This window comes from uncultured Methanobrevibacter sp. (assembly GCF_902770715.1).
Classification (GTDB): domain Archaea; phylum Methanobacteriota; class Methanobacteria; order Methanobacteriales; family Methanobacteriaceae; genus Methanocatella.
Genome location: NZ_CACXTS010000011.1, coordinates 34,159 through 56,391, shown reverse-complemented (window position 1 = coordinate 56,391; position 22,233 = coordinate 34,159). Strand labels below are relative to the sequence as shown.

11 protein-coding genes and 1 pseudogene are annotated in these 22,233 nt (G+C 36.4%); 9 read left to right on the top strand and 3 right to left on the bottom strand.

What is annotated here, in order from left to right; translation table 11 throughout:
- Nucleotides 1-27: 27 nt before the first annotated feature.
- Nucleotides 28-1,044, bottom strand: a pseudogene (locus QZU81_RS10915) (restriction endonuclease subunit S); the annotation flags it as partial.
- A gap of 158 nt (nucleotides 1,045-1,202) precedes the next feature.
- Between QZU81_RS10915 and QZU81_RS04590 the strand changes: the two are divergent.
- Both QZU81_RS04590 and QZU81_RS04585 read left to right on the top strand, forming a co-directional pair.
- Nucleotides 1,203-2,927, top strand: a complete 1,725-nt coding sequence (locus tag QZU81_RS04590) for an McrB family protein (RefSeq protein ID WP_295589661.1) — start codon at nucleotides 1,203-1,205, stop codon at nucleotides 2,925-2,927.
- Between the two features lie 7 nt (nucleotides 2,928-2,934).
- A complete protein-coding gene (locus QZU81_RS04585; protein ID WP_295589659.1) occupies nucleotides 2,935-4,815 on the top strand; it encodes a DUF2357 domain-containing protein in 1,881 nt (626 codons plus the stop codon).
- A 56-nt stretch (nucleotides 4,816-4,871) separates the two neighbouring features.
- Here the strand turns inward: QZU81_RS04585 and QZU81_RS04580 are convergent, their stop codons facing one another.
- Nucleotides 4,872-5,363, bottom strand: coding sequence for a hypothetical protein (locus QZU81_RS04580; RefSeq protein ID WP_295589657.1), 492 nt, complete (start codon nucleotides 5,361-5,363; stop codon nucleotides 4,872-4,874).
- 96 nt (nucleotides 5,364-5,459) lie between these two features.
- Between QZU81_RS04580 and QZU81_RS04575 the strand changes: the two genes are divergently transcribed.
- From QZU81_RS04575 to QZU81_RS04555, 5 genes are all read left to right on the top strand, one after another.
- On the top strand, nucleotides 5,460-5,852 hold the full coding sequence (locus tag QZU81_RS04575; protein WP_295589655.1) for a (deoxy)nucleoside triphosphate pyrophosphohydrolase: 393 nt from the start codon (nucleotides 5,460-5,462) through the stop codon (nucleotides 5,850-5,852).
- Nucleotides 5,853-5,855: 3 nt separating this feature from the next.
- Nucleotides 5,856-6,005, top strand: a complete 150-nt coding sequence (locus QZU81_RS04570; RefSeq protein ID WP_295589653.1) for a hypothetical protein — start codon at nucleotides 5,856-5,858, stop codon at nucleotides 6,003-6,005.
- Nucleotide 6,006: 1 nt separating this feature from the next.
- A complete protein-coding gene (locus tag QZU81_RS04565) occupies nucleotides 6,007-8,961 on the top strand; it encodes a DEAD/DEAH box helicase (protein ID WP_295589651.1) in 2,955 nt (984 codons plus the stop codon).
- A gap of 282 nt (nucleotides 8,962-9,243) precedes the next feature.
- Nucleotides 9,244-11,022 carry an Ig-like domain-containing protein gene (locus QZU81_RS04560; protein WP_295589649.1) on the top strand — a complete coding sequence of 593 codons (1,779 nt, stop codon included), beginning with the start codon at nucleotides 9,244-9,246 and terminating at the stop codon, nucleotides 11,020-11,022.
- Nucleotides 11,023-11,157: 135 nt separating this feature from the next.
- On the top strand, nucleotides 11,158-15,015 hold the full coding sequence (locus QZU81_RS04555) for a hypothetical protein (protein ID WP_295589648.1): 3,858 nt from the start codon (nucleotides 11,158-11,160) through the stop codon (nucleotides 15,013-15,015).
- A gap of 294 nt (nucleotides 15,016-15,309) precedes the next feature.
- Here QZU81_RS04555 and QZU81_RS04550 read toward each other — a convergent pair whose 3' ends face one another.
- On the bottom strand, nucleotides 15,310-17,421 hold the full coding sequence (locus QZU81_RS04550) for a CAP domain-containing protein (protein WP_295589647.1): 2,112 nt from the start codon (nucleotides 17,419-17,421) through the stop codon (nucleotides 15,310-15,312).
- Between the two features lie 438 nt (nucleotides 17,422-17,859).
- Here QZU81_RS04550 and QZU81_RS04545 point away from each other — a divergent pair, with 438 nt between their 5' ends.
- Both QZU81_RS04545 and QZU81_RS04540 read left to right on the top strand, forming a co-directional pair.
- The gene (locus QZU81_RS04545) at nucleotides 17,860-18,621 is read left to right on the top strand and encodes an alpha/beta fold hydrolase (protein WP_295589646.1); all 762 of its coding nucleotides are present in this window, start codon (nucleotides 17,860-17,862) and stop codon (nucleotides 18,619-18,621) included.
- A 1,248-nt stretch (nucleotides 18,622-19,869) separates the two neighbouring features.
- Nucleotides 19,870-22,137, top strand: a complete 2,268-nt coding sequence (locus QZU81_RS04540) for an Ig-like domain-containing protein (protein WP_295589644.1) — start codon at nucleotides 19,870-19,872, stop codon at nucleotides 22,135-22,137.
- Nucleotides 22,138-22,233 lie beyond the last annotated feature (96 nt).

Sequence of the window (22,233 nt, the reverse complement as noted above, 5' to 3'; positions counted from 1 at the left end):
GAATTTAATTATTAATTCATCATCTGGCATTGTTAATTCTAATGATTTAAATTCAGTTTTATTAAATTTACTTTGTACAGAACCTGCAGTAATTGTACTTATCAAATATTGTCCAAAATTTGATCTGAATAATAAAAACAAATAAAAATTAAGATAAATAGCATCATCATTAGATTTAACTAAAATCATATTATTTCCTAAAGTCATTGGTTTATCTAAGAAAGGACATAAAAATACCGATCCAACATCCCCTACATTTGATATTATTATTTCATTACCATACAATGAAGATTTCTTCAGAAAATTATAGGAATGCTTATTAACAAATTTTTCAAAGCATTTAGATTTTAAATCAGTGTTTCTTATAAAATAAGCATAATCTTCATAATCTAAAATAGATACATTTTCTTTTAAGGATGCAAAACTACCATTTGCCACGTAATCTGTGATAATTAATGGTAATTCCCCAATTTTTTTAATTTTCCAATCAGCATTATCATTGTTAAAATTATCAATGAAATGTTCTTTGAATAATAAATCTAATATTTTATCTAAATTTTTATTTAATGAGTTATTGGTTTCAATTTTTTTATCAATATGCTCTAAAATCCAAACAATATTTTTTAAATCTTGACTGTTAATTGGGACTTTAATTTCATAATCCGCAATTATATCTTTACTTAAATTTTGTTGTACTGATCCATTTGCTAAGAGTTCAATTTGGGGTTGAATTGACAACAAATAATAATAAAGATATTTTGACTTAATTTCTTCATCACAAATCATTGCACAACAAGCTTGATTAGTTGTTGCTTCAAATTTTAATAATCCCACTCTTCCAGCAGTTCCCTTCCCATATAAAGCCATTATCACAGAATTTATTGGTAATAATTTTGCAGAACTATTTTTTAAACCTTCTTCAGTTATATATTCCGAATTATTTAAAATTGCTGAATTATTAATTTCACCAGTTTTTAACCATGGAATTGTCCCATTTTCCCAATATTCTGCAATATTCCTACGAGGTGTGCCTCCATTCTTCATTTCAACAACATATTCCGAAATTTTTAATGTGTCATATTCTAAACTCAAATTTTTTATTAATTAATATAGTCATTTTTTAATAGAGGTTCGTATATAAATTGTATTAATTATGAAAAATTGTTTTCATTTAGAAATATTGATTTAAGCAGGTTTTTAATATGTCAGAAAATAACTTACAAGAAGATTCATTTTATAAATACTTAATTTCTAATGGTTATTATTTTGATAAGGGGTTGATAGAAAATTATCTTTTGTCTTTAAAAGTAAAGCCATTTGAGATATTGACTGGAAATTCAGGGACTGGAAAGACTAAATTGGCACAATTGTTTGCTCAATTTTTATTTATTTCTACTTTTCCGGAAGTTGAAATGTCATTAACTAATTCAGTATGGAATGAGAATTGGGGCACTCTTAAGCGGAAGTCTATAAAAGAGTATATTCCTATTAATGAATTTGGAGGCAATTTTGATATTCTTATTGATGATATGCCGGCAAATGGTAAAGTATACCTTCAAGTTCAACTACAATATGATGATGAAGAGTTAAAAAATTATTTTAAAGAATTGCATAAAAATTATAAGTCATATACTTTTAAAATTAATCCTGAATTAGTAAATAATTTTGTTAATAATGATATTGATGATTTTGAAAGTCCAATAATTGTCTCACAAACTTCAAATAGTTGTTCTTATGATAATAATGGTAAAAAACCTGAATGGACATTAAGTACTGATTATTATAATTACACATTATTCCCAAAAGGTTGGTTGAATGGAGAAATACTTGTCGACGGCAAATTATATTCTGCTAAAATTCGTGTTTTAGGAAAATTATATTATGATAAAGATGAAGAAATACAGGAATATCTTAAAAAAAATGATGGTAAAGATGTGAAAGTTGAAATTAAAGTAGATCCTGAATTATTTAAAAATATCACTCCGAATAAACATTATCCCAATTTAATTTATGAGATTTTACCTGTTGGTGCTAATTGGACAGACAATACAAATATCATAGGTTATCATAATGTTATTACAAATGATTATCAATCAACACCGGCTTATGAATTAATCAAACAAGCTCAAAAAGACTCTGAAAATCCTTATTTCTTAATTCTAGATGAGATGAATCTTTCACATGTGGAGAGATATTTCTCAGATTTCCTTTCAGCTATTGAAAGTGGTGAAGAAATCCCTTTATATGGTAATAATAAAACATTAACACTTCCGAATAACCTTTTCATAATAGGTACTGTTAATGTTGATGAAACTACTTACATGTTTTCACCAAAAGTGTTAGATAGGGCAAATACCCTAGAGTTTGATACATTACTTGCTGAGGATTACATGGCTTCGGATTCAAATGATGATGATTTTGATGGTGATATTAACTATCTCCAATCTCCTCTATTGGATTCGGATATTTCTGAATTAAATATTGAGGATTTAAAAGAAATTTTGGATGATATTTCATATAATGGCAAAAGTTTATGGGATATTTTAGCAAATGAACTTACATTATTCCAAAAGATATTAAAGAACTCAAGTTTTGACTTTGGTTTTAGAGTGATCAATGAAATTTTAAGATTCATGGTTGTTGCATGGAGATATGAAAACTCACCGAATGAATGGAAAAATTGGGAAAGATATTTTGATGCTCAAATAAAGCAAAAAATCCTTCCAAAATTACATGGTTCTGAGAAAGCTATTGGAATTGTATTGAAAGGATTATTCAACCTTTGTTTAGTTGAGAGAAATGGAAATGAATCTCCTAAAAACTTCAACATTAACAATGACAATTCAAGGTATGTAACTTCCGCTTTAAAACTCCAAAACATGTCTAAAGTATTGTCAGATCAAAGATATGTTTCATTTATTAATTAAGATTTAAATGATTGAGCAAAAAGTTATTATTCACTTGACTGATGAAGATTCAAATGAAATTGGAACATTAACAGTCAGTTCTCTTGATTATGTGGGCGATTTCGAATCCAACATTAACATCTCGCAATCATTAAGGTTAGTGAATATTCCGATTGTTGACGAGCCAGACAATATGACTCCAATTCAATATTGTCCGGATATTGGTGCTAATTTCGCTAAGCTAATGTTTTTAGAAGAAACTGAATATCAAATATTATTTGAATCTAAAGATGCCAATGCAAGCTATGATATTTTATATTCGTTAACAAAAATCAATGATAATCATTTTAAACCATTCAGATTCACATTAGGTGATGATAAAAACTATAAAATTGCCGGAACACTTAATTTTAGAAGCTATGTTGGAAAATCATTTTTAGATGTTAGAAAGGATGACATTAACTCAATTAAAATTCCTATTGAAGTTAGATCCAAAAAAATAGACTATTTCAATCAATATTCTGCAATGATTGCTGATTTGTCACAACATGCATTAAGTTTGATTTTTGAAGTCAAATCCCCCTTGTATCAAGAATTTGAGCTTGATTTAAGACAGAAAGAAACCTATTATGAAGATTTCATGTTTTTAGAATATCTTTTCAGACAGGAGAATTTACCATCAATATTTGAATATTTGACTAAAAACTTACATTCACAGCTTAAAAACCATGTGGAAACTGTTCCACTATCATTTGCTTCAAATGTTAATCAGAACACTCTTAAAAATATTGTTTCAAGACCAAATAACTTATTCAAATCAGACGCTGATTTTGAAATTGTTCGCAAATTAAATGGATATATTCCTCGTGAAATAGAACAAATTAAACATGAAGATGTCATTGACATTCCTGAAAACAGATTTTTCAAATATTTTTTAGAATTAGTACGAGATTTAATTGAAAAATTACTTGAAACATCCAAAGAGGGCTACATTAAAGATAAGTTATTGTCATTTGGGGATGAAATCGAATATTATTTGTCCGCTAAGTTTTTCAATCATATTTCGGCAATGGAGTATGTTCCGTTCAATTCACAGATTTTACAGAAAAAAGAGGGTTATAGGGAAATTTTCCAATACTTTTTAATGCTTGAATTCTCATTTAGGTTAAGTTGGGATGAAGTTAATGAGCAGTTTAAAGGATTTGAGAAAAAACTATCTGAATTGTATGAATATTGGTGTTACTTCAAGCTATTGAAAGTCTTAAATGATATGAGTGTTAATAAGATTAATTTTGAAGATGTATTTGAAATTAATAAAGACAATTGGTCAATAAGCATTAAAAGAGGGAAAAGGTCTCGTAAAAAATTCAAATTGTTTTTACATGATCAAGAAATTGATGTTGAGCTATTTTACAATTTAAGATTTTCAGAGGGGTCTGAATATAGGTCGTATTCCCTTGCATTTAGGCCGGATTACACTTTACGTGTTAAAATTGGCAAACATGTAAATTATATTCATTTTGATGCAAAATATCGCTCTGAATTGGAAATTGCTAATTTTTATAGTATTGTTAAATCTGATAAAGAGTTAGATGAAGAAATTGATGAAAGAGATTCTCTTGAAGAAAAAGATTATGTCTTTAAAGATGGGGATATTTATAAGATGCACACATATAAGGATTCTATTCTAAAAACTGAAGGGGCTTATGTATTATATCCTGGAAATAAACCTAAACAATTTTTTGAATCAAATAAAATTATTCCATCTGTAGGTGCATTTTCATTAACTCCTGGAAATGAAGGGGCTGATGAAGATGATTTAGAAAAATTCATTAGAGAAGCTCTTAAGACATTGTTATTTAATAATGGTTTGATTCCTTTGGTGTATGTTAGTGTTAATCCAAAATAAGTTATAATTCTATTAATATTGAAGTTTAGGAGATATGTCTCCTAAAATCAATCATGTTAATTAAATTTTAAAGAAGAGGCCATCTTGGCGGTTTCATTTGCATCGCGAGATCCAACTATAACTAATTTTTTCAAATCATTATTTTTAATAAATGAAACATATACTGGCGCACCAACATCCTCTCCAGTAGTTACAGATTCTGTATACACGATTATGCCATTAATTGTCTGGGATGGAGCGTTTTTATGGGAATTTAGCATGTTATCGAATAAGTTATTTTGTGAATCACTAAATTGACTAAAATCGAGGATATTTACATAAGATTTTCCAGTTCCATTTTCACTACTGTAATAATCGATATGGTAATATGTCTCATTTTTTTCACCTTTTTTCATGAAATCTGTTGCATTAGTTGTGTTGAATGTTATTCCATCAACTGTAATAATATTGTCCTGGTTTCCTTGACTTATTAATGTAGATGCAATTAAACATGCGAAAATAGCAATAATAGCAATCAACACTATAATAATAATTTTATTTTTATCCATTTGAACACCAATTATATATATAATCCTGCTTTTATTTAAATCAAGTATAATCTTTATAACGTAAGCTGCCAAATATTTAACCAAAGGAGAATACTAATGAAAACTTTAAATGTCGTTGCAGCTATTATTAAAAAGGACAATAAAATCCTAGCAACCAAAAGGGGCTACGGTGAATTCATTAACATGTGGGAATTCCCAGGCGGAAAAATAGAAACAAACGAAACCAAAGAGGAAGCCCTAATCCGAGAAATCAAAGAAGAGCTCGACTGCACAATCAAACCCACAAAATTCGCTCTGGACCTTGAATATCAATATCCTACTTTTTATCTTAAAATGTCCTGCTTTGAAGCAATTATTACTGAAGGAACTCCAAAGCTTCTCGAGCACAACGATGCCAAATGGCTCACAAAAGCGGAACTTGACGAAGTCAATTGGATTCCAGCAGACATCAAAGCAGTAGACTACTTAAAGGAAACAATGGAGGATTAAAAAATGCCTGACAATAGAATAAATCTAGCAATAACCAAAAGGGATGAACTTTTGGAAAAACTTGAAAAAGTCAGAGGAACTCCAAGAGAAGAGGAATTCCAACTTCAAATAGACAAGCTAAACGATTTAATCAAACACCTAGAAAACGAATAATATGAACTCGGAAGACATCTTAAATGGGGCAAGGACTGCATTCATCAGCAAGGACACCAACTCAAGCAAGGACTTTCGACCAAAGCTATTGTACAATGACAAGTCCACAAGGGTAGTCAATGCCATCTTGGATGAGCTCCATGTATGTGATGAGTTCGTAATGTCTTCAGCATTCATCACCATGAACGGCCTGATGTATTTTCTTGAGGAATTCAGGACCCTTGAGAAAAACAACATCAAGGGAAAGATTCTAACTACTGATTACCTATTTTTCACAGAGCCTCAGGCCTTAAGGAAGCTTCAGGAATTTTCAAACCTTGAAATCAGATTATACAGCCACAAGAAGGAAGGCTTCCACACCAAAGGGTACATCTTCAGAAAGGATGATACATACAAGGCCATTGTCGGAAGCTCCAATCTGACGGCCAATGCACTTACCACAAACAAGGAATGGAACGTTGAGTTCACTGCATTCGAAGAGGGCGAGATGCTTAAAAACATCAAGGATGAATTCAACAAGCTGTGGGATGAGGCCGACAACTTAGATGAAGTCCTTCCAGAATATGAAAAAATCTATGAGGACAACAAGAACTTCAAACTAATCAGACAAACCACTGAGGAGCTCAAAAAGAAAAGCATCAAGGATTTGACTCCTAATATCATGCAGGAGGATTTTCTTAAAAACCTCCGATCCCTAATCAAGCAAGGTGAAAACAGAGCTATTCTTGTTTCGGCCACAGGTACTGGTAAAACCTATGCTTCAGCTTTTGCAGTTAAGGACTTCAAACCTAAACGATTCCTGTTTTTGGTTCACAGGGAACAGATTGCAAAGCAGTCAATCAACGCCTACAAGAATGTCTTCAAGGACTATGAAAACTTCGGACTATTGTCAGGTAACTCCAAGGACTATGACAAGAACTATCTTTTCTCCACTATCCAGACAATGAGCAAGGATGACGTCTACACAAGATACGACAAGGACCATTTCGACTACATAATCATAGATGAGGTTCACAAGGCAGGTGCATTGAGCTATCAAAAGATTTTCCAGTACTTCCAGCCTAAGTTTTGGCTTGGAATGACAGCTTCTCCTGAGCGTACCGACGGATTCAATATCTATGATCTTTTTGACAACAACATTGCCCATGAAATCCGCCTGCAGGAGGCACTTGAAGAGGATTTATTATGTCCTTTCCACTATTTCGGAATCACCGACGTTGAGTTCGACGACAACACTATCGATGATGATTTCCATGATTTCAATCTTTTGGCATCCGCAAAGCGTGTGGACTATCTGATTGAAAAGTCAGAGTTTTACGGATACTCCGGTGACAGGAGAAAGGCTCTGGTGTTCTGCTCAAGAAAAGAGGAAGCCAGATTATTATCTGAAGAATTCAACAGGAGGGGCTACAAGTCAGTGGTGCTTACAGGTGACGACTCACAGGAAAAGAGACTTGAAGCAATCGACAGGCTTACAAATGATGAAAACCCTGATAAAATCGAATACATATTCACGGTCGACATCTTCAATGAGGGTGTGGACATTCCCGAAATCAATCAGGTATTGCTTGTAAGGCCGACAGAGTCTCCAATCATTTTCATTCAGCAATTGGGAAGAGGCCTCAGGAAATACGAGAACAAGGAATATGTAGTAATCCTGGACTTCATCGGAAACTACAAGAACAACTTCATGATTCCTATTGCCCTATCAGGGGACAGGTCATACGATAAGGACAAGATCCGCAAGTACCTGATGGAGGGAAACAAGATAATTCCGGGAGCATCTTCAATCAACTTTGATGAGATTTCCAAAAAGCGTATATATGAGTCAATCAACAACTCTTCCTTCTCAAAGGTGGCGCTGTTTAAGGAAAAGTACAACAATTTAAAGTACAAGCTGGGAAGGATCCCTTCATTATATGACTTCGCAATTAACGGAGAATTCAATCCTGAAATTATCCTAAATCACAATAAGTTCAGGACATACCATGACTTCCTTTTAGATGTGGATGACGGCTATGAAAGCGAACTTTCAGAGGAGGAGCTTTCAACATTGAGGTTCATCTCCAAAAAATTGATAAAAGGAATAAGGCCGCACGAGCTTGTGATTTTAAGCTGCCTTAAATACAATAAATATTTCACTGTCAGTCAGGTTGAAAGGTACTTAAGCGAGAAGTATGGCCTTGAAAACCAATTCGACTCAATCAGGAGTGCAATCAATGTATTGAGCATGAACTTCTATCGCAAAGAAACAAGCGATGACTATCAGGCGAATACCATACAGTTCATAACCGATGAGGATTTTGACATTGAAAGACTGTTTTTCAATTTCGACAAGTCAGTTTATGAGGATCTTGAAAACAATAAGGATTACAGGTTTGAGGTTTCAGCACTCTTTAAAAAGTGCCTTGCAAATCAAACCTATGTTTGCCACTTGGAGGATTGTCTTAAATATGCATTTTACAAGTATGGCAGCATCTACATTAATGAACAACAGTTCAAATTATATGAAAAGTACTCACGTGAGGATGTATTGAGGCTTATGAACTGGGAACGCTTCATGAACGGCCAGAATATCGGAGGATACAAGATAAAATACGGGACTTGCCCTATATTTGTAACCTACAACAAGAGGGAAGACATTTCAGAAACAATCAACTATGCCGATCATTTCATCTCAAAAGAGGTGTTCAACTGGATGAGTAGAAACAACCGGAGGGTCACAAGCCCTGAGCTCGAACCTCTGATCAATTATGACGGTTTGGATGTTGAGCTGTTCATCCAGAAAAGCAATGACGAGGGCATTGAGTTTTACTACATTGGAAAATTGACTCCATTGTCTTATAAGCAGGTATTCAGGACAATCAATGACAGGGAGCAGCCGATCGTTAATTTCAAGTTCAAAATCCATCAGGAAGTTAAGGATGAGCTTTACTCTTATTTTGTAAATGATTAACTTGTTTTAAAAAGCTAAGGGATTGCAAATCAAAGTCCTGATTTCATAGGAGGGTCATCTTGCTAACAATGTATCATATCGAAATTTTCTCGCTTATTGAAATCCTCTCGTGTTTACAGTTTCATTGTAAACCCTAATGCTGTCAGGGGGATCATGGAAAATTAACACGCACGTTATTGAATGCACAGTTAAGATAACCATTATTCCTTTTTTAATAATAGTTTCTTAAATATGATTTTTTAAATAAATAATTCCATAGTTAACGATTTATGGAGGTTTTTCGTGAAAGCAAAATATTTAGTAATTTTTAGTTTTTTAATTTTTGCCGCATTAACCATTGCTGCGGTCAGCGCTGAAGAGAATGTGACACAAGACACATCCGACAGTGCATTGGCCATTCCAGGCGATGGGGCAGATGACATTCAAACCTCAAAATTCTCTTCATGGGCTGAGGATGACCACCCGGATGAATCTTTAGTTGAGCCATCCATCTTTATGGATGACCAGAATCTTTTCATAGACGATCCGGTCTGTTTTTCAGCACATAAGAGTCTTGACAAGGATTTGAAGGCATACATTGACGGTGATGAAAAGCAGCATAAGAAAATTGATGGCAGCGACATGATGAACTGTTATCAGGTCGGCTCTGGCAACCTATCAATTGGAAAACACATCCTGGATGTCAAATCAAGCAACCTCACAAGGTCTTTTGTGTTTGATGTTCAGCCGATTAAGGTTTATGTGCCTGGTGAGGCAATTCTCAATGAAATGGATTCAAGTATACTCATTGAATTTCCTGAAGGGAATGCAACAGGCAAAATAGTGGTATCAAATGACGGAAAGGAGATTTTGAATACTATAGTGTCTGAAGAGAGGATGTGGGTTCAATTGGATGAGTCAAACCTGAATTTCCCTGCGCCGAACACTACAAACCATGTTGAAGTCAGATACTATGATGAAAGGGATAATCTGATTTACAGCGAGGATTTCAATGTCAGCGTAGGCTTTTCAATACCTCTTGACGATTTGGAAACCGTGGAAAAATATAAGAATTTCTATGATTTTTTCATGCTGGATTCACTTGATATGAATAAGATGACTGTCACAGTGGACGGCAGGAAGTCTGCACTCAAGTTAATCGAATATCTTGAGTGGGACAATTACATCAGGTACGGCGTCGATATCAGCAAGCTAGGCATAGGAAATCACAATATTACAGTCTCATATGCAGGTGACGATAAATTCTACCGGACAAGCTCAAGCGCAACCATATGCATAATGGGAGCCATCGAGCCTTCTAGCGGAAACTGGGCATTCGACGGGAAAAACATCATTTTCCTGAAATTGCCGAAGGATGCTTCAGGCAACCTGACCGTCACTGTTGACGGGAAGGAATTCGCTTCCAGAAAGCTGGTCGACGGCTATGCGGAAATCTCCCTCGCAGGTCTGATAAACTATCATAGAGTATATGCAAATTATTCCGCTGACGATTATCCTGTAAGGCCGCTTCGCGGTGCGGTCGATATAGATGCGTTCAAATTGACTGCAAAGGATGTGACCGGCTATTATGGAAAGCCTGTAGCATTCAAGGTTAAGGTTGTCAATCACAAGAAAAATGTTGTCAAATCAGGCAAGGTGGAACTCTACATAAACGGCAAGTTCATCAAGACAGTCAGGACAGACAAGAAGGGTTATGCAACTTTTAAGCTGAATAAGGTTCCAGGATCTTATAAACTCACTGCAAAACACGGCAACACCAAGATTGCCAAAACCCTGAAGGTCAAGCATGCCGTAACATTGAAGACAGTTAAGGTCAAGAAATCCGCCAAAAGGATAATCTTGAAGGCCACATTAAAGCAGGGCAAAAAGGCCTTGAAATACAAAAAAATAACATTCAAGTTCAAGGGCAAGACCTACAAGGCAAGAACCGACAAGAAGGGTGTTGCAAAGGTTACCATTAAAAAGTCCGTCCTGAAAAAGCTCAAGGTTGGCAAGAAGGTCACCTATCAGGCAACCTATCTTAAGGACACAGTCAAAAAGTCTGCAAAAGTTATGAAATAGGGATTGCTTCCCTATTTTATCCTATTTTTTAAAACAACCATATATTACTATTCTTATTTTAAGAATACTTCTTTAAATACATTTTAGCTATAATATAGTCATGTAATATATCTATTATAAATTAAGGTGTATAAATTGAAGTTTAATAAACTGTTTTTTGCCGGTTTGATTCTACTGGCAATCATAACACTCGGAGCCGTCAGCGCATCTGATGAGTCAGACAACATGACGGCCACCGATATAGGTCAGGATTCTGTAAGTGAATCCGTAGATGAAGTGGAATTAAGCGCTGAGGATGGCGATGTTCTCGGCGGAGATGTGGAAATAGCGGACAAGAACATTAAGGTCAATGCTCCAACCAGCATCAAGGCATGTCAGGAAAATGAAATCCAGGTGAGCCTGCCGAAGGATGCTGAAGGCTACATCACCCAATATGTTGATAATGAAGAGGTTGGGGATACTGATGTCTATGATGGTCAGGCATCCATCGGAATGAGAATTGATGAGTTGGGATTGCACACAGTCGGATTGAAGTATTGGGGCGATGACAAGTATGGTGAGAAGGTAATATGGTCACATGACTACAATGTCAAGGATTTCGTAATCGGCGTTAACGTAGAGGATGCAATTTACGGCGAAGATGGAACAATTGACCTGAGGTTTCCATATTCAGCCACAGGCAATGTCACTGTGAAGCTCAACGGCAAGACATATACAGAAGAGATTGAGAGTATTGACAGTTATGTCTCTATTAGAGTATCTGATTTGAAATACGGGGACAATAAGTTCACCGTCAGCTATTCTGGAGACGCCAAGCACCATGCGGCTACCGCAAATGGGGTGATTGCAGCAAATCCTTCAATATTTCTGCCGGCAGAGGCACCATACAATACTCCGGCAACCGTTAACCTGACTTTGCCAAGCAATGCAAAAGGAACTCTGGTTGTCAATTTCAACGGTAAGAAATACACCGGAAAGTTCACCAAGGGCTTTGCAAGCGTCAGCATTCCGACCAAGTTGAATTTCGGATATTATGACATTGAAGCATACTATGACGGAAGCGATTATGATGTTCCTACAGCTGAAGAATCTATCGGAATTGTCCCAAATATTGTTTTAAATGATTATATGTGGATTCAGGATAACAACAAGATTGTAGTCCAAGGTCCGACAACAGCCAAGGGAACAGTAAATGTCGAGGTTGACAATGAACAGTTTGCAAAAGTGAAAATGAGCAAGGGCAAAGCGGAAATCTCATTGAAAAACCTGGAGGCAGGTGAAAGGGAAATATCAATTTATTACTCTGAAGGAGATTTTGAATATGGAGGATATTCCAATGTCTATATGATTTCCCAAAGTCCTGATTCAGGTTTTGACGTGAGTATAGATGATGCAATCCTGCGCGGTTCCTACTTTGGGGTTTCTCCTGTGATGCCGGAATATGCAAGCGGAGATTTTGCCATGTACATTGACGGTGTAAAGTACGAAGTTGACTTTGGTGAGGATTATTATGACATAAACTCATCATCATTAAGCCTCGGAAAGCACACAGTGAAATTCGAGCTTAAAAACGACCCTTACTATAAGAATTCAACTAAAACATACTCATTCAATGTCTCTGATGTGATCATAAACATTCCGAAGCATGTCGTCATCAACGGAAGGCAGGAATTTGTTGAGATTTTTGTTGCTGAAAATGTCACAGGTAACATCACCATTTTGGCTGACGGCAAGAAATACAAGTTCTTCCCTATTCTCCACTCACATTACTACAGGCCGGGTGAATTGGGTGACGGCTATTACATAAGTATGGCCGAATTGGACATGAAGAATCATAAGATTGAAGTCAAGTATTCCGGAGATAAGCTGCACAAGGCGGTTTCAAAATCCGACAATATAGATATGTCATATGAGTTGTCTTTAACTTCCACCTTTTTCTATTATGATGAGACTATCGAGATGACAGTATTCCTGCCGAAGTATTCAACAGAAAACATCACTGTTGCAATCGACGGAAAGGCCTTCAAGAAGATTGTCTATAATCGTGATGGCCCTCAGAGGGAAGCAGTCCTAAACGTTTCCAAATTGACTCCTGGCAATCACACTGTCAAGATAACATATCCTGGCGATTCAAAATACGCTCGAAAAACAGTTTCCGAAACAGTGGAAGTGTATGAAGAGGTTTACTTCTTAAATGAAATCAGAATGGAATCAAACTCTTACAACCATGGAAAAACACATGTATTTTTAGAAACAGCAAAGGATGCAAAAGGCAAGCTGATAGTTGAATTTAATGGAAAAACATCTAGTGCAGTACTTAAGAACGGATTTGCCAATATAACTCTTGGAACATTGGCTGCTGGACATTATGAGCTAGAGGCAAGATATGACGGCGATGACTATGACATTGATGATTTTTACACAGAATTTGATGTCGGACCATATTATGAATATGAAATGTTCGATGCAAATAATGATGGATATTTCTACATTGAATTGCCGAAAGATACCAAAGGAAGTCTTGCAGCATACATCGACGGCAGCCTTTACAAAAAATTGTCATTATCCAAAGGTAAGGCAAACATGACCATTTCTCCATTGATTGGTGATCATGATATCCGATTTGTTTATGAAGGCTCAGATTATGAGTTCTCATATGATGATTCCACCTATGTGGATTTCTTCCAGAACATGGATGAGCCAGCATATGTGGGTGGTGAATTCAATTTCAATATTCCTAAAAACGCCAATGGCAAGCTGACCGTAATAATTAACGGCAAGGAATACTCTCCTAAAAACGTCAACGGTAATGTCAGCTTCATCCCCTCCAACCTCAAAATCGGTGAAAACTCTTTCATCGTATCCTATGAAGGCAATGATTACGGAAACTTAAATGAAACATATTCCTTCTGGGTTGATCCAAAGGTCACAATTGGAAATGGGGGCCCGGTCACAAAATGGGCAATGGATCTGTTTGATGTATCCCAGTCAGATGTCCTGACCATAGACCTGTCCAAGAAATTCAGCGGAAAATATACTGTTCTAATTGATGATGATTACTTCACCGAAGGTCCAATTACTGGAGGTGTCGGTAAATTCTCATTTAAGGATGCAAAGACTGGAATCCACACAGTATTCATTGACTATGAGTATGAGAAAAACAAGCATGATTCAATCAGCTTCTATGCTTTAATTAAAAAATCCGCAGACCTTAATGTAGAGGTAAGCGATATTAATGTTGGCGATAATGCAACAATCGAAATCACCTCCGCAATCGCAAAAGGCAATGTTATTGTCAGTTTAAACAATGAAAATCACACAGTTGCGATTGCAGACGGCAAAGGTCACTTAAGCATAGGTAACCTTAAGGAAGGCACATATCAGGTCTCTGTCAGATATGCCGGAGACGACCAGTTTGCAGCCCAAGAGGTTTCCGACTCATTCGCTGTCAAAGTGATTCCTCCAAGGATTGTCGCAAAGAACTTGTCCATGTTATACACTTCAGGATCCAAATTCAAAGCGACAGTCTACGGTAATGGAGGCGTCATTGCAGCTAATGTGAATGTTGTCATCAAAATCAACGGCAAAAAGGTCAAAACAATCAAAACTAATGGAAATGGTGTTGCAAGCTATAAGATAACCAATGCTCCTGGAACATATAAGATAACCGCTGAGGCATTGGGTGCAAGCGTGACCAAAAAAGTGACTGTAAAACATATCGTAACCCTAAAGAAGGTTGTTGTAAAAAGATCTGCCAAGAAACTTGTCATGACCGCAACACTCAAGAAGGTCAACGGCAAATACCTCAAGGCCAAAAAGGTCACATTCAAGTTCAAGGGCAAGACCTATAAGGCAAAGACCAACAAAAAAGGTGTTGCAAAGGTTACCATCAAAAAATCAGTCCTGAAAAAGCTCAAGGTGGGCAAGAAGGTCACCTATCAGGCAACCTACCTTAAGGATACTGTTAAAAGAACAGTTAAAATTAAAAAATAGGAAGCAGTAATCTTCCTATTACTTTTTTTATTTTTTATATATCGATTTAGATTAAAATTTCTAAAAGCATATACTTAGGAATCAATCAATTGTCCTTTTTTCAAAAGCAATGTTGTTTAAATAAAAGCAGACTAATTTAAAACGATGTTTATGGGAGATGTTGAATTTATATTCTATTTCAATTAAATTTAAATGACATCATAAATGTCGTGATTTTTACGATTAAAAAAAAGTTGGATGAAAGAAATGAATCTTTCATCACTGTAGTCCATTTTGAAGGACTGCTCCAATGGATTATGGGAATTGTTCACGCCATTTAATCATAGCCTTGAATCTTTCATTGTTGTAGTCTAGTCCGAAGGATTGCACCCAATAGATTACTCCATCAAGCTTGAATCCTGCGATTCCAATATACTGGCTTACCGGATTGAGCATGTTGCGTCTGTGTCCTTGGCCGTCATATGGGTCATTTAATTCTGTCCATGCCTCAATGACTTTTTTGCAGCTGGTATGTCTCATTGCAATGTTTTCTCCGGAAGGATAATACACATCTACCTCATTTGGATAAACAGTCCAGCATGAGTTGCCATCAGGTCTTGTATGGCTGTACTTTTCGACAAGCTCAAGCGCCCTGATTTGTGCGGTTCTTTCAAATTCTGTGTTGACCTCAAGGGCTTCGAGGGCATTTGATGAATTAGTATTATAATATGTTTTTGTCACATCATCTGGATTCCATACCCATACGCCTTTTTCTGCACGGAATGCGTTGAGAAGGTCATATGCCTCTGAAACGTCAACAAATCCGTTGTATGAGTAGTCGGAAGTGCTTCCAAGAACCGGCTTGGTCTTGACAGTAACTGTCTTTTTCTTTGCGGTTATCTTGCATGTCTTTTTGTCAATCTTGATTTTCAGGGTATTCTTGACTGCAGGGTAGTTCTTGTTTCCTTTGAATTTTAGAGTTCCGGTATAGCTTCCCTTTTTGGTCAGTCCCTTGATTTTTATGGTTGCAACGCCTTTGGCATTGGTTTTTGCATAGAAGGTCTTCTTGTATTTCTTGCCTGTGATTGTAAGATAGACATAGACCTTTTTCAATGCTTTCTTGTTGGACTTAAGTGTCACATAATATTTTTTGATGGCTGTCTTCTTTTTGTAGTTTTTTGTCTTGACGACAGTCATTGTGGTTGTCTTTGAAGGCTTGAGTATCTTTGAAACCTTGTGCAGGGTGAATGTTCCGGTCTGGGAGGATGAGTTGTATTCGTCATCGCCGGAATATCTTATTTCCCATTTGTGGTTTCCTGAGTTCAGATTGTAGCTTTCAACATTCACGTACATGTAATGTGTCTTTTTGCTTATTTTCTTTTCGGCCTTAAGTTTGCCGTCGATATAAAGGGATAGGGTTCCGCTCACGTATTTAGGGAACTGTATCTTGAAGTAGTCATTGCCCTTGGTGTCCTGTCCGATGTCATTGGTTGCATTTATCTTGTATATTGAGCTGTCGATCAGGTCCTTGGTGACGATGTATGCCTGCATCTTTGAATCCTTCTTGACAAATGAAGGGTCTGCAGGGTTCAATGTGAATGTTCCGTTCATGACCTTAGGCCTGTGGTCGTCATCTCCGCTGTATCTTATCTTCCAGGTATGATTTCCCTCGGAGAGATTATAGATTTTGGAGTTTATGAATAGGTAGTGGGTTTTTCCGGTTATCTCCCTGGTTGCTGAAAGCTTCTTGTCGATGTAGAGTGATAGCTTTCCGGAAATCCTTTCTGACATCTTCACCATGATGTAGTCGCTGTCATGGTCGTTTACGAAGATGTCCTTGTTCTCATCGATTGCATAAATCTTGCCGTTTTCGTCCTGGCTGACAAATCCGATTTTCAGGTCGGTGTCGTTTTTAAGGTTCAGGGCGAATGTTCCCTTGAGGGTTTTTGCACTGTAGCTGGCATCTCCGGAGTATTTCATCATCCAGGAATGTGTTCCCTCTGTCAGGTTATACTTGACGTCATTTGCAAACAGGTAATGTGTCTTTGCGGTAATGTTCCTGTCTGCCTTGAATGCATCGTCTATGTAAAGGGACAGCTTTCCGCTGACCTTGCTTGGAAATTTCACCCTGAGATAGTCCTTGTTGTAGACGTCTGCAGAGATGTCTTCCTGTTCGTCAATCTCATAGATTCCCTTGTCGGAATCCTGTGTCACAAAGTCGACTGTCATTCCGCTATCCTTTTTGGCAGACAATATGGAATCGTCTGCACTGGATGCTTGCAGTTCATCTTGTGATGCTGATATTGATTCGTCAACATCATCGGCCGCTAGGCTGTCGACGGTAGCATTGTCTTCAGCGCTAACTGCACCTAATGTAAGTATGGCCAAAAGAATCATGCTGGCCAAAATGATCTTATAGGTTTTCATGTGTAAATTTTTATAAAGGAATGCTTATAATGGGATATTATTAAATTAAGAATATTTCATTAAACAGACAATCATAACAAATGTCCATAAATTTGTTGTCGCTAGCCAACGGCACTAATTCTACATTGTTGAATTGTATTTGATCGCCCTCATATCCTAAATATCTGTGAAAATGCACGCCTAAGCTTTTAGCGAATACTTGTAGGTTTGGTCTTCACGGTTATAATATGATGTCATAGGTGACTCCTGATTTTTGATTCATCTTAGCTAAGAATTAAAATGTATTCAGACACAGTTAATCATATGTTAAAGCCAATATAAATCCTTTTTCTTGTAAATAAAGTAAATTTAACTGCTTTAATGAAATTCAATGTAATCAAATCAATTAAATACTATTATTTTCAATAAATATTATTGCTGAGCATATTTTGTGATATTATGATGACTATTCATGAGTTTGGACAGAATAATGCTAAAACTGTTGTAATGTTTCATCCGCTGGGCGTGTGGTGGGATATTTTTGAGTATGTGATTCCCATTTTGGAAAAGGACTATCATCTAATCATTCCGGCTCTTCCGGGCCACGACCCCGATCGGCCTGAAAGCGACTATACAAGCATGCAGGAAATCACAGACGAAATGACTGATTTTTTAAAGGATAACTGTTCAGGTCATGTCGACTGCCTTTATGGCTGTTCCATGGGCGGCGGTCTTGTAATCAAGCTTCTCGCCGAAGGCAAAATCAGGACAGACCTTGCAATCATCGATGCGGGAATGACTCAATACCAGCTTCCAAAGCCGATCACCTATCTAATTGGCGTCAGGGACTTTATGATGACAATGCTTGGCAAATACGCAAGCATCAAGATGCTCGCAAGCGTTTTTGATCCTGAAAAATACTCTCAGGAGGATTTATTATATGTCAAGAATGTTTTGAAATCCTTAAGCGCCAGGACAATCTGGAGAGGCTTTTATGAGGCAAACAACTATGATTTGCCGAAGGATATTGTCCGACCGGACTGCAGGATCCAGTATTGGTATGGCGATGAGGAGAAGGATGCGAGAGGTTGGGATATTGACTTTGTCAGGAGGACATTTCCGAATGCGGAGTTTGTTGAAAACGCAGGCCAGAACCATGCCGAGTTTTTCACCCTTCACCCTGAGGAGTTCTGCCGAAGGATTGGTGAACTGATGACATAAGATATATATTACATTATTTCCTTCACATCGAAACTTCAACAAAAATTTTCCACATTTTCAAATCCAAAATCCCCTCAGTTCCTTCCGGCCGATTTTCACATTTTAAGGGGTCATTTTTCAAAATGCCTCTCTAAATTTTGTTTTCTTGAAGCGAATTTTTTTACAGTAATTTCACAAAATTTCCCAAAAATCCAATTTTTCAGGAATTTTTTCATCATTTTTCAAATCATGCTTTTATTTTCGGCCCGAAAGTGATTTTGCCCGGAATCATATTCTGGATTTCGATTTTACAGATTTCATCTTTTAAGCCGTCTTGGGATTGCAGATTCGATTATGAAATCACATTAACATCGATGCAATATATTTTTTACATCAAATTCAAAGATCATGATTTTTGCCCGAAAATGATTCTCCTTAAATATTCATTGAATTTAAGAATTCATTTTCATCATTAATCTCAGAAAAGATAATTTTACATTTTAAACATGGTTTAAGGCAGTCACCTCAAGTTATTGTAAGGATTTCGATTGTGAGTAAGTCCATATTTTTGCCACATTTCAATCGGGTAATAACAATTTTGCTTGCTTTATAAATGCCCTGGCACAAACGTGAACTTTGTCAAAATGGATAATTGTATGCATTGGTTTAACAAGTTTGTGTTTTCATTCAGAAAAATCATGAATTATTGAAGTTACACTTGAAATGTACCTCTAATTGTGAATTCATTCAGATTTTCCAGGGTATTACATAAAAATTTTCAGTTCCTATTCAAAATCTCTCAGGATCGACATTTTCACATGTGTTCATCATGAATTTTTTGAAAAATTTCACCTGTATTGGCGAATTCGGCGATTTTTTAAAAAATCCTTCTTTTCATCCGATTCAATCCTTAAGCAAATATTGCTATAAAACAATGCTTTTTAAATCAATATTTTCAAAATTACCCTAGTTCATTCAACCAAAACGGAATTTAAAATGTAATGCCAACTTATTGGAATTTAATCTTTGCCGAGTAACTCTTGATTTTTTCCACATTTTGAATTTGGGACAACACCAAGTATTATTTTAAAATATAACATTTTCAAATTTCAATTGACAATTAAGGCACTAAATTCCATGGTATTTCAAAAAAAGCCCCTATCTGTCCTTTACACTTGAAATGTACCTCTCATCAAAAGAATAGCTTTCAGACATGATAATAAATTTATATATTATATTATAGGTATATAATATATTACAGTGATTAATATGAAATTTAAAAAATTAATTATATTGTCGATCTTCCTGCTGGCCATTTTGACTATTGGCGCAGTCAGTGCAGAAGATAATATGACCGGGGAGGCTGTTCCGACAGATGATACGGTCTTCCAGGATGACGCAGGTGAGGAAATTCCAAATTACCTTGAAGGTGATGACTGGCCTTCAGAAATAGATATTCGCTGTCGCTCTGATGAATCCGATGTCCTGAAGGGTGACCCGGTTTACTTTACAAAGACAATAACCGATGGTAATCTGGACGTAAGCATTGACGGCGTGAAGAAGGATGCAATATATGAATGGGCAGATGAGGTGGATGCAAAATACAAGGTGTCTACAACAGGTCTTGTACTGGGCAAGCATATTCTCAATGTCAAAGTTACCAATGCATCTGATTTTGCGGATGCTGAGAGGAACTTCACATTCTTCATCAAGGACATTGTCGTGAATGTCCCTAAAGCAATTGTTATTGATGATATCTCCAGTTATAATGATATGTCAGTTCGCGTGAATACGGCGGATGCGGGCAAACTGGTTGTTGCAATTGATGATAAGACATACACCTATAATGGCGTATCCAAGGCCGATAAGACATATTCCCTGAATAACTTGTCAGCTTTCGGCAATCCGCACATCATTAAGGTTAGCTTTACCACTGCAAATGGTGTCGTTTATAATGAGACATTCATAGTCAATACTACTTATATATTGATGTGGGATAAGGAAACTCGTTATGGTAATGGTCTACCATATACTTTCTATGTTCCAAAGGACTTTTCATCTGATAAGATAAAAGTGAGAATTGATGGCAATTCATTCGATTTCATCAATACGTATGTACCAACTACCTATAATGTTGTATTTGAGTCCAGTTTAACTTTAGGCAATCATACTATTGTCGTTTCCTATGATGGTGATGATAAATTTGGCCCATGTTCATCAAGTGCAATAATCTCCGTTTATCCTGATCTTACATTCAGCAGCACCAGTATAACTGCCGATAAGAATATTGATGTTTCTTGTAATGTGCCTATTTCAGGCTACACAATGTCTGTATATGTTGATGGAAAGTTATACGATTCAAAAGAACTGAATGGAAATCCAATTAGAACTAGTATCCCAGTTACCGGATTGAAGGTTGGAAAGCATAAAATTCAAGTAATGATTTCAGGAGAGGACTGCACTTACAGATACACAAAAACCGTCCACGTTTATGTGGACATCACAGAGGATCCCAAATTTAATATTTTGAATGTCGGCGAAAGCGGAAACTTCATCGTGAACTATCCATACGGCAACGGAAATCTCACAGTTGACTTCGGAAGTGAAAAGGTCATCGGCCAATTCATAAACGGAACAGCCAACGTCACAATACCTTCCACCTTAAAAGTGGGAAGATATGACGTGCGCTTCATTTATGATGATGAAGACCATCCGTTCAATGTTTCTAAATATTTGGCTATAGAACCTGTATTCCACGTGCCTAATCACGTAGTAAACGGCAATGGTGCAATTTACATGAAATTGCCTTACGATGATTCTCTCGGCAAATTCGTCGTCGAGGTCTACAACGCAAAGGACAAGTATTCATTTTCCGCCAAGTTCAAGAACGGAAAAGCTTCAATTCCAGTGACTAGCCTCAATGAGGGTAAATATACAGTTTTCCCAAAATATTTCAACGGCACTGACTGGTTCTACCATGGCGTTGTTGAAATGACAGTCAGAAATTCCAAACTGACCGCAAGCGACCTGACCAAATACTATGGAAGCTCAACCGGATTCAAGGTCAAGGTTGCCAATTACAACGGATTGGTCATGAAAGGCGAATACGTCAAATTCTACATCAACGGAAAATACGTCAAGAAGGTCAAAACCGACAAGCACGGATATGCGACCCTTAAAATAGGCAAGGCTCCGGGCACCTACAAGATTTCAGCAAAATACGGTAAGGTTATGATTACAAGAAACCTTAAAGTAAAACACGCAGTAACCCTTAAGACAGTCACAGTCAAGAAATCAGCAAAAAGCCTGGTTCTTAAAGCAACCCTCAAGAAAGGCAAAACACCTATCAGGTACAAATACGTAAAATTCTACTTCAACGGAAAATTCATCAAGAAGGTCAAGACCAGCAAATACGGCGTTGCAAAGGTCACAATCAAAAAGACTGTCCTCAAAAAGCTCAAGGTCGGCAAAACCGTCAAATATCAGGCAACCTATCTGAAGGATACTGTCAAAAAATCAGCTATTGTTAAAAAATAGGGTTAAATCTCTATTTTTCTTATTTTTTTTATAATATTCATATATATACAATATTAACCATACCTTTAATTGTATTTAAATTTTATAGGGCATATC

What these genes read in the sequence shown, in the direction of transcription:
- QZU81_RS04545 (WP_295589646.1), top strand. Translation starts at nt 17,860, where the DNA reads ATGATGACTATTCATGAGTTTGGACAGAATAATGCTAAAACTGTTGTA.
- QZU81_RS04590 (WP_295589661.1), top strand. Translation starts at nt 1,203, where the DNA reads ATGTCAGAAAATAACTTACAAGAAGATTCATTTTATAAATACTTAATT.
- QZU81_RS04540 (WP_295589644.1), top strand. Translation starts at nt 19,870, where the DNA reads ATGAAATTTAAAAAATTAATTATATTGTCGATCTTCCTGCTGGCCATT.
- QZU81_RS04550 (WP_295589647.1), bottom strand. Translation starts at nt 17,421, where the DNA reads ATGAAAACCTATAAGATCATTTTGGCCAGCATGATTCTTTTGGCCATA.
- QZU81_RS04570 (WP_295589653.1), top strand. Translation starts at nt 5,856, where the DNA reads ATGCCTGACAATAGAATAAATCTAGCAATAACCAAAAGGGATGAACTT.
- QZU81_RS04565 (WP_295589651.1), top strand. Translation starts at nt 6,007, where the DNA reads ATGAACTCGGAAGACATCTTAAATGGGGCAAGGACTGCATTCATCAGC.
- QZU81_RS04585 (WP_295589659.1), top strand. Translation starts at nt 2,935, where the DNA reads ATGATTGAGCAAAAAGTTATTATTCACTTGACTGATGAAGATTCAAAT.
- QZU81_RS04580 (WP_295589657.1), bottom strand. Translation starts at nt 5,363, where the DNA reads ATGGATAAAAATAAAATTATTATTATAGTGTTGATTGCTATTATTGCT.
- QZU81_RS04575 (WP_295589655.1), top strand. Translation starts at nt 5,460, where the DNA reads ATGAAAACTTTAAATGTCGTTGCAGCTATTATTAAAAAGGACAATAAA.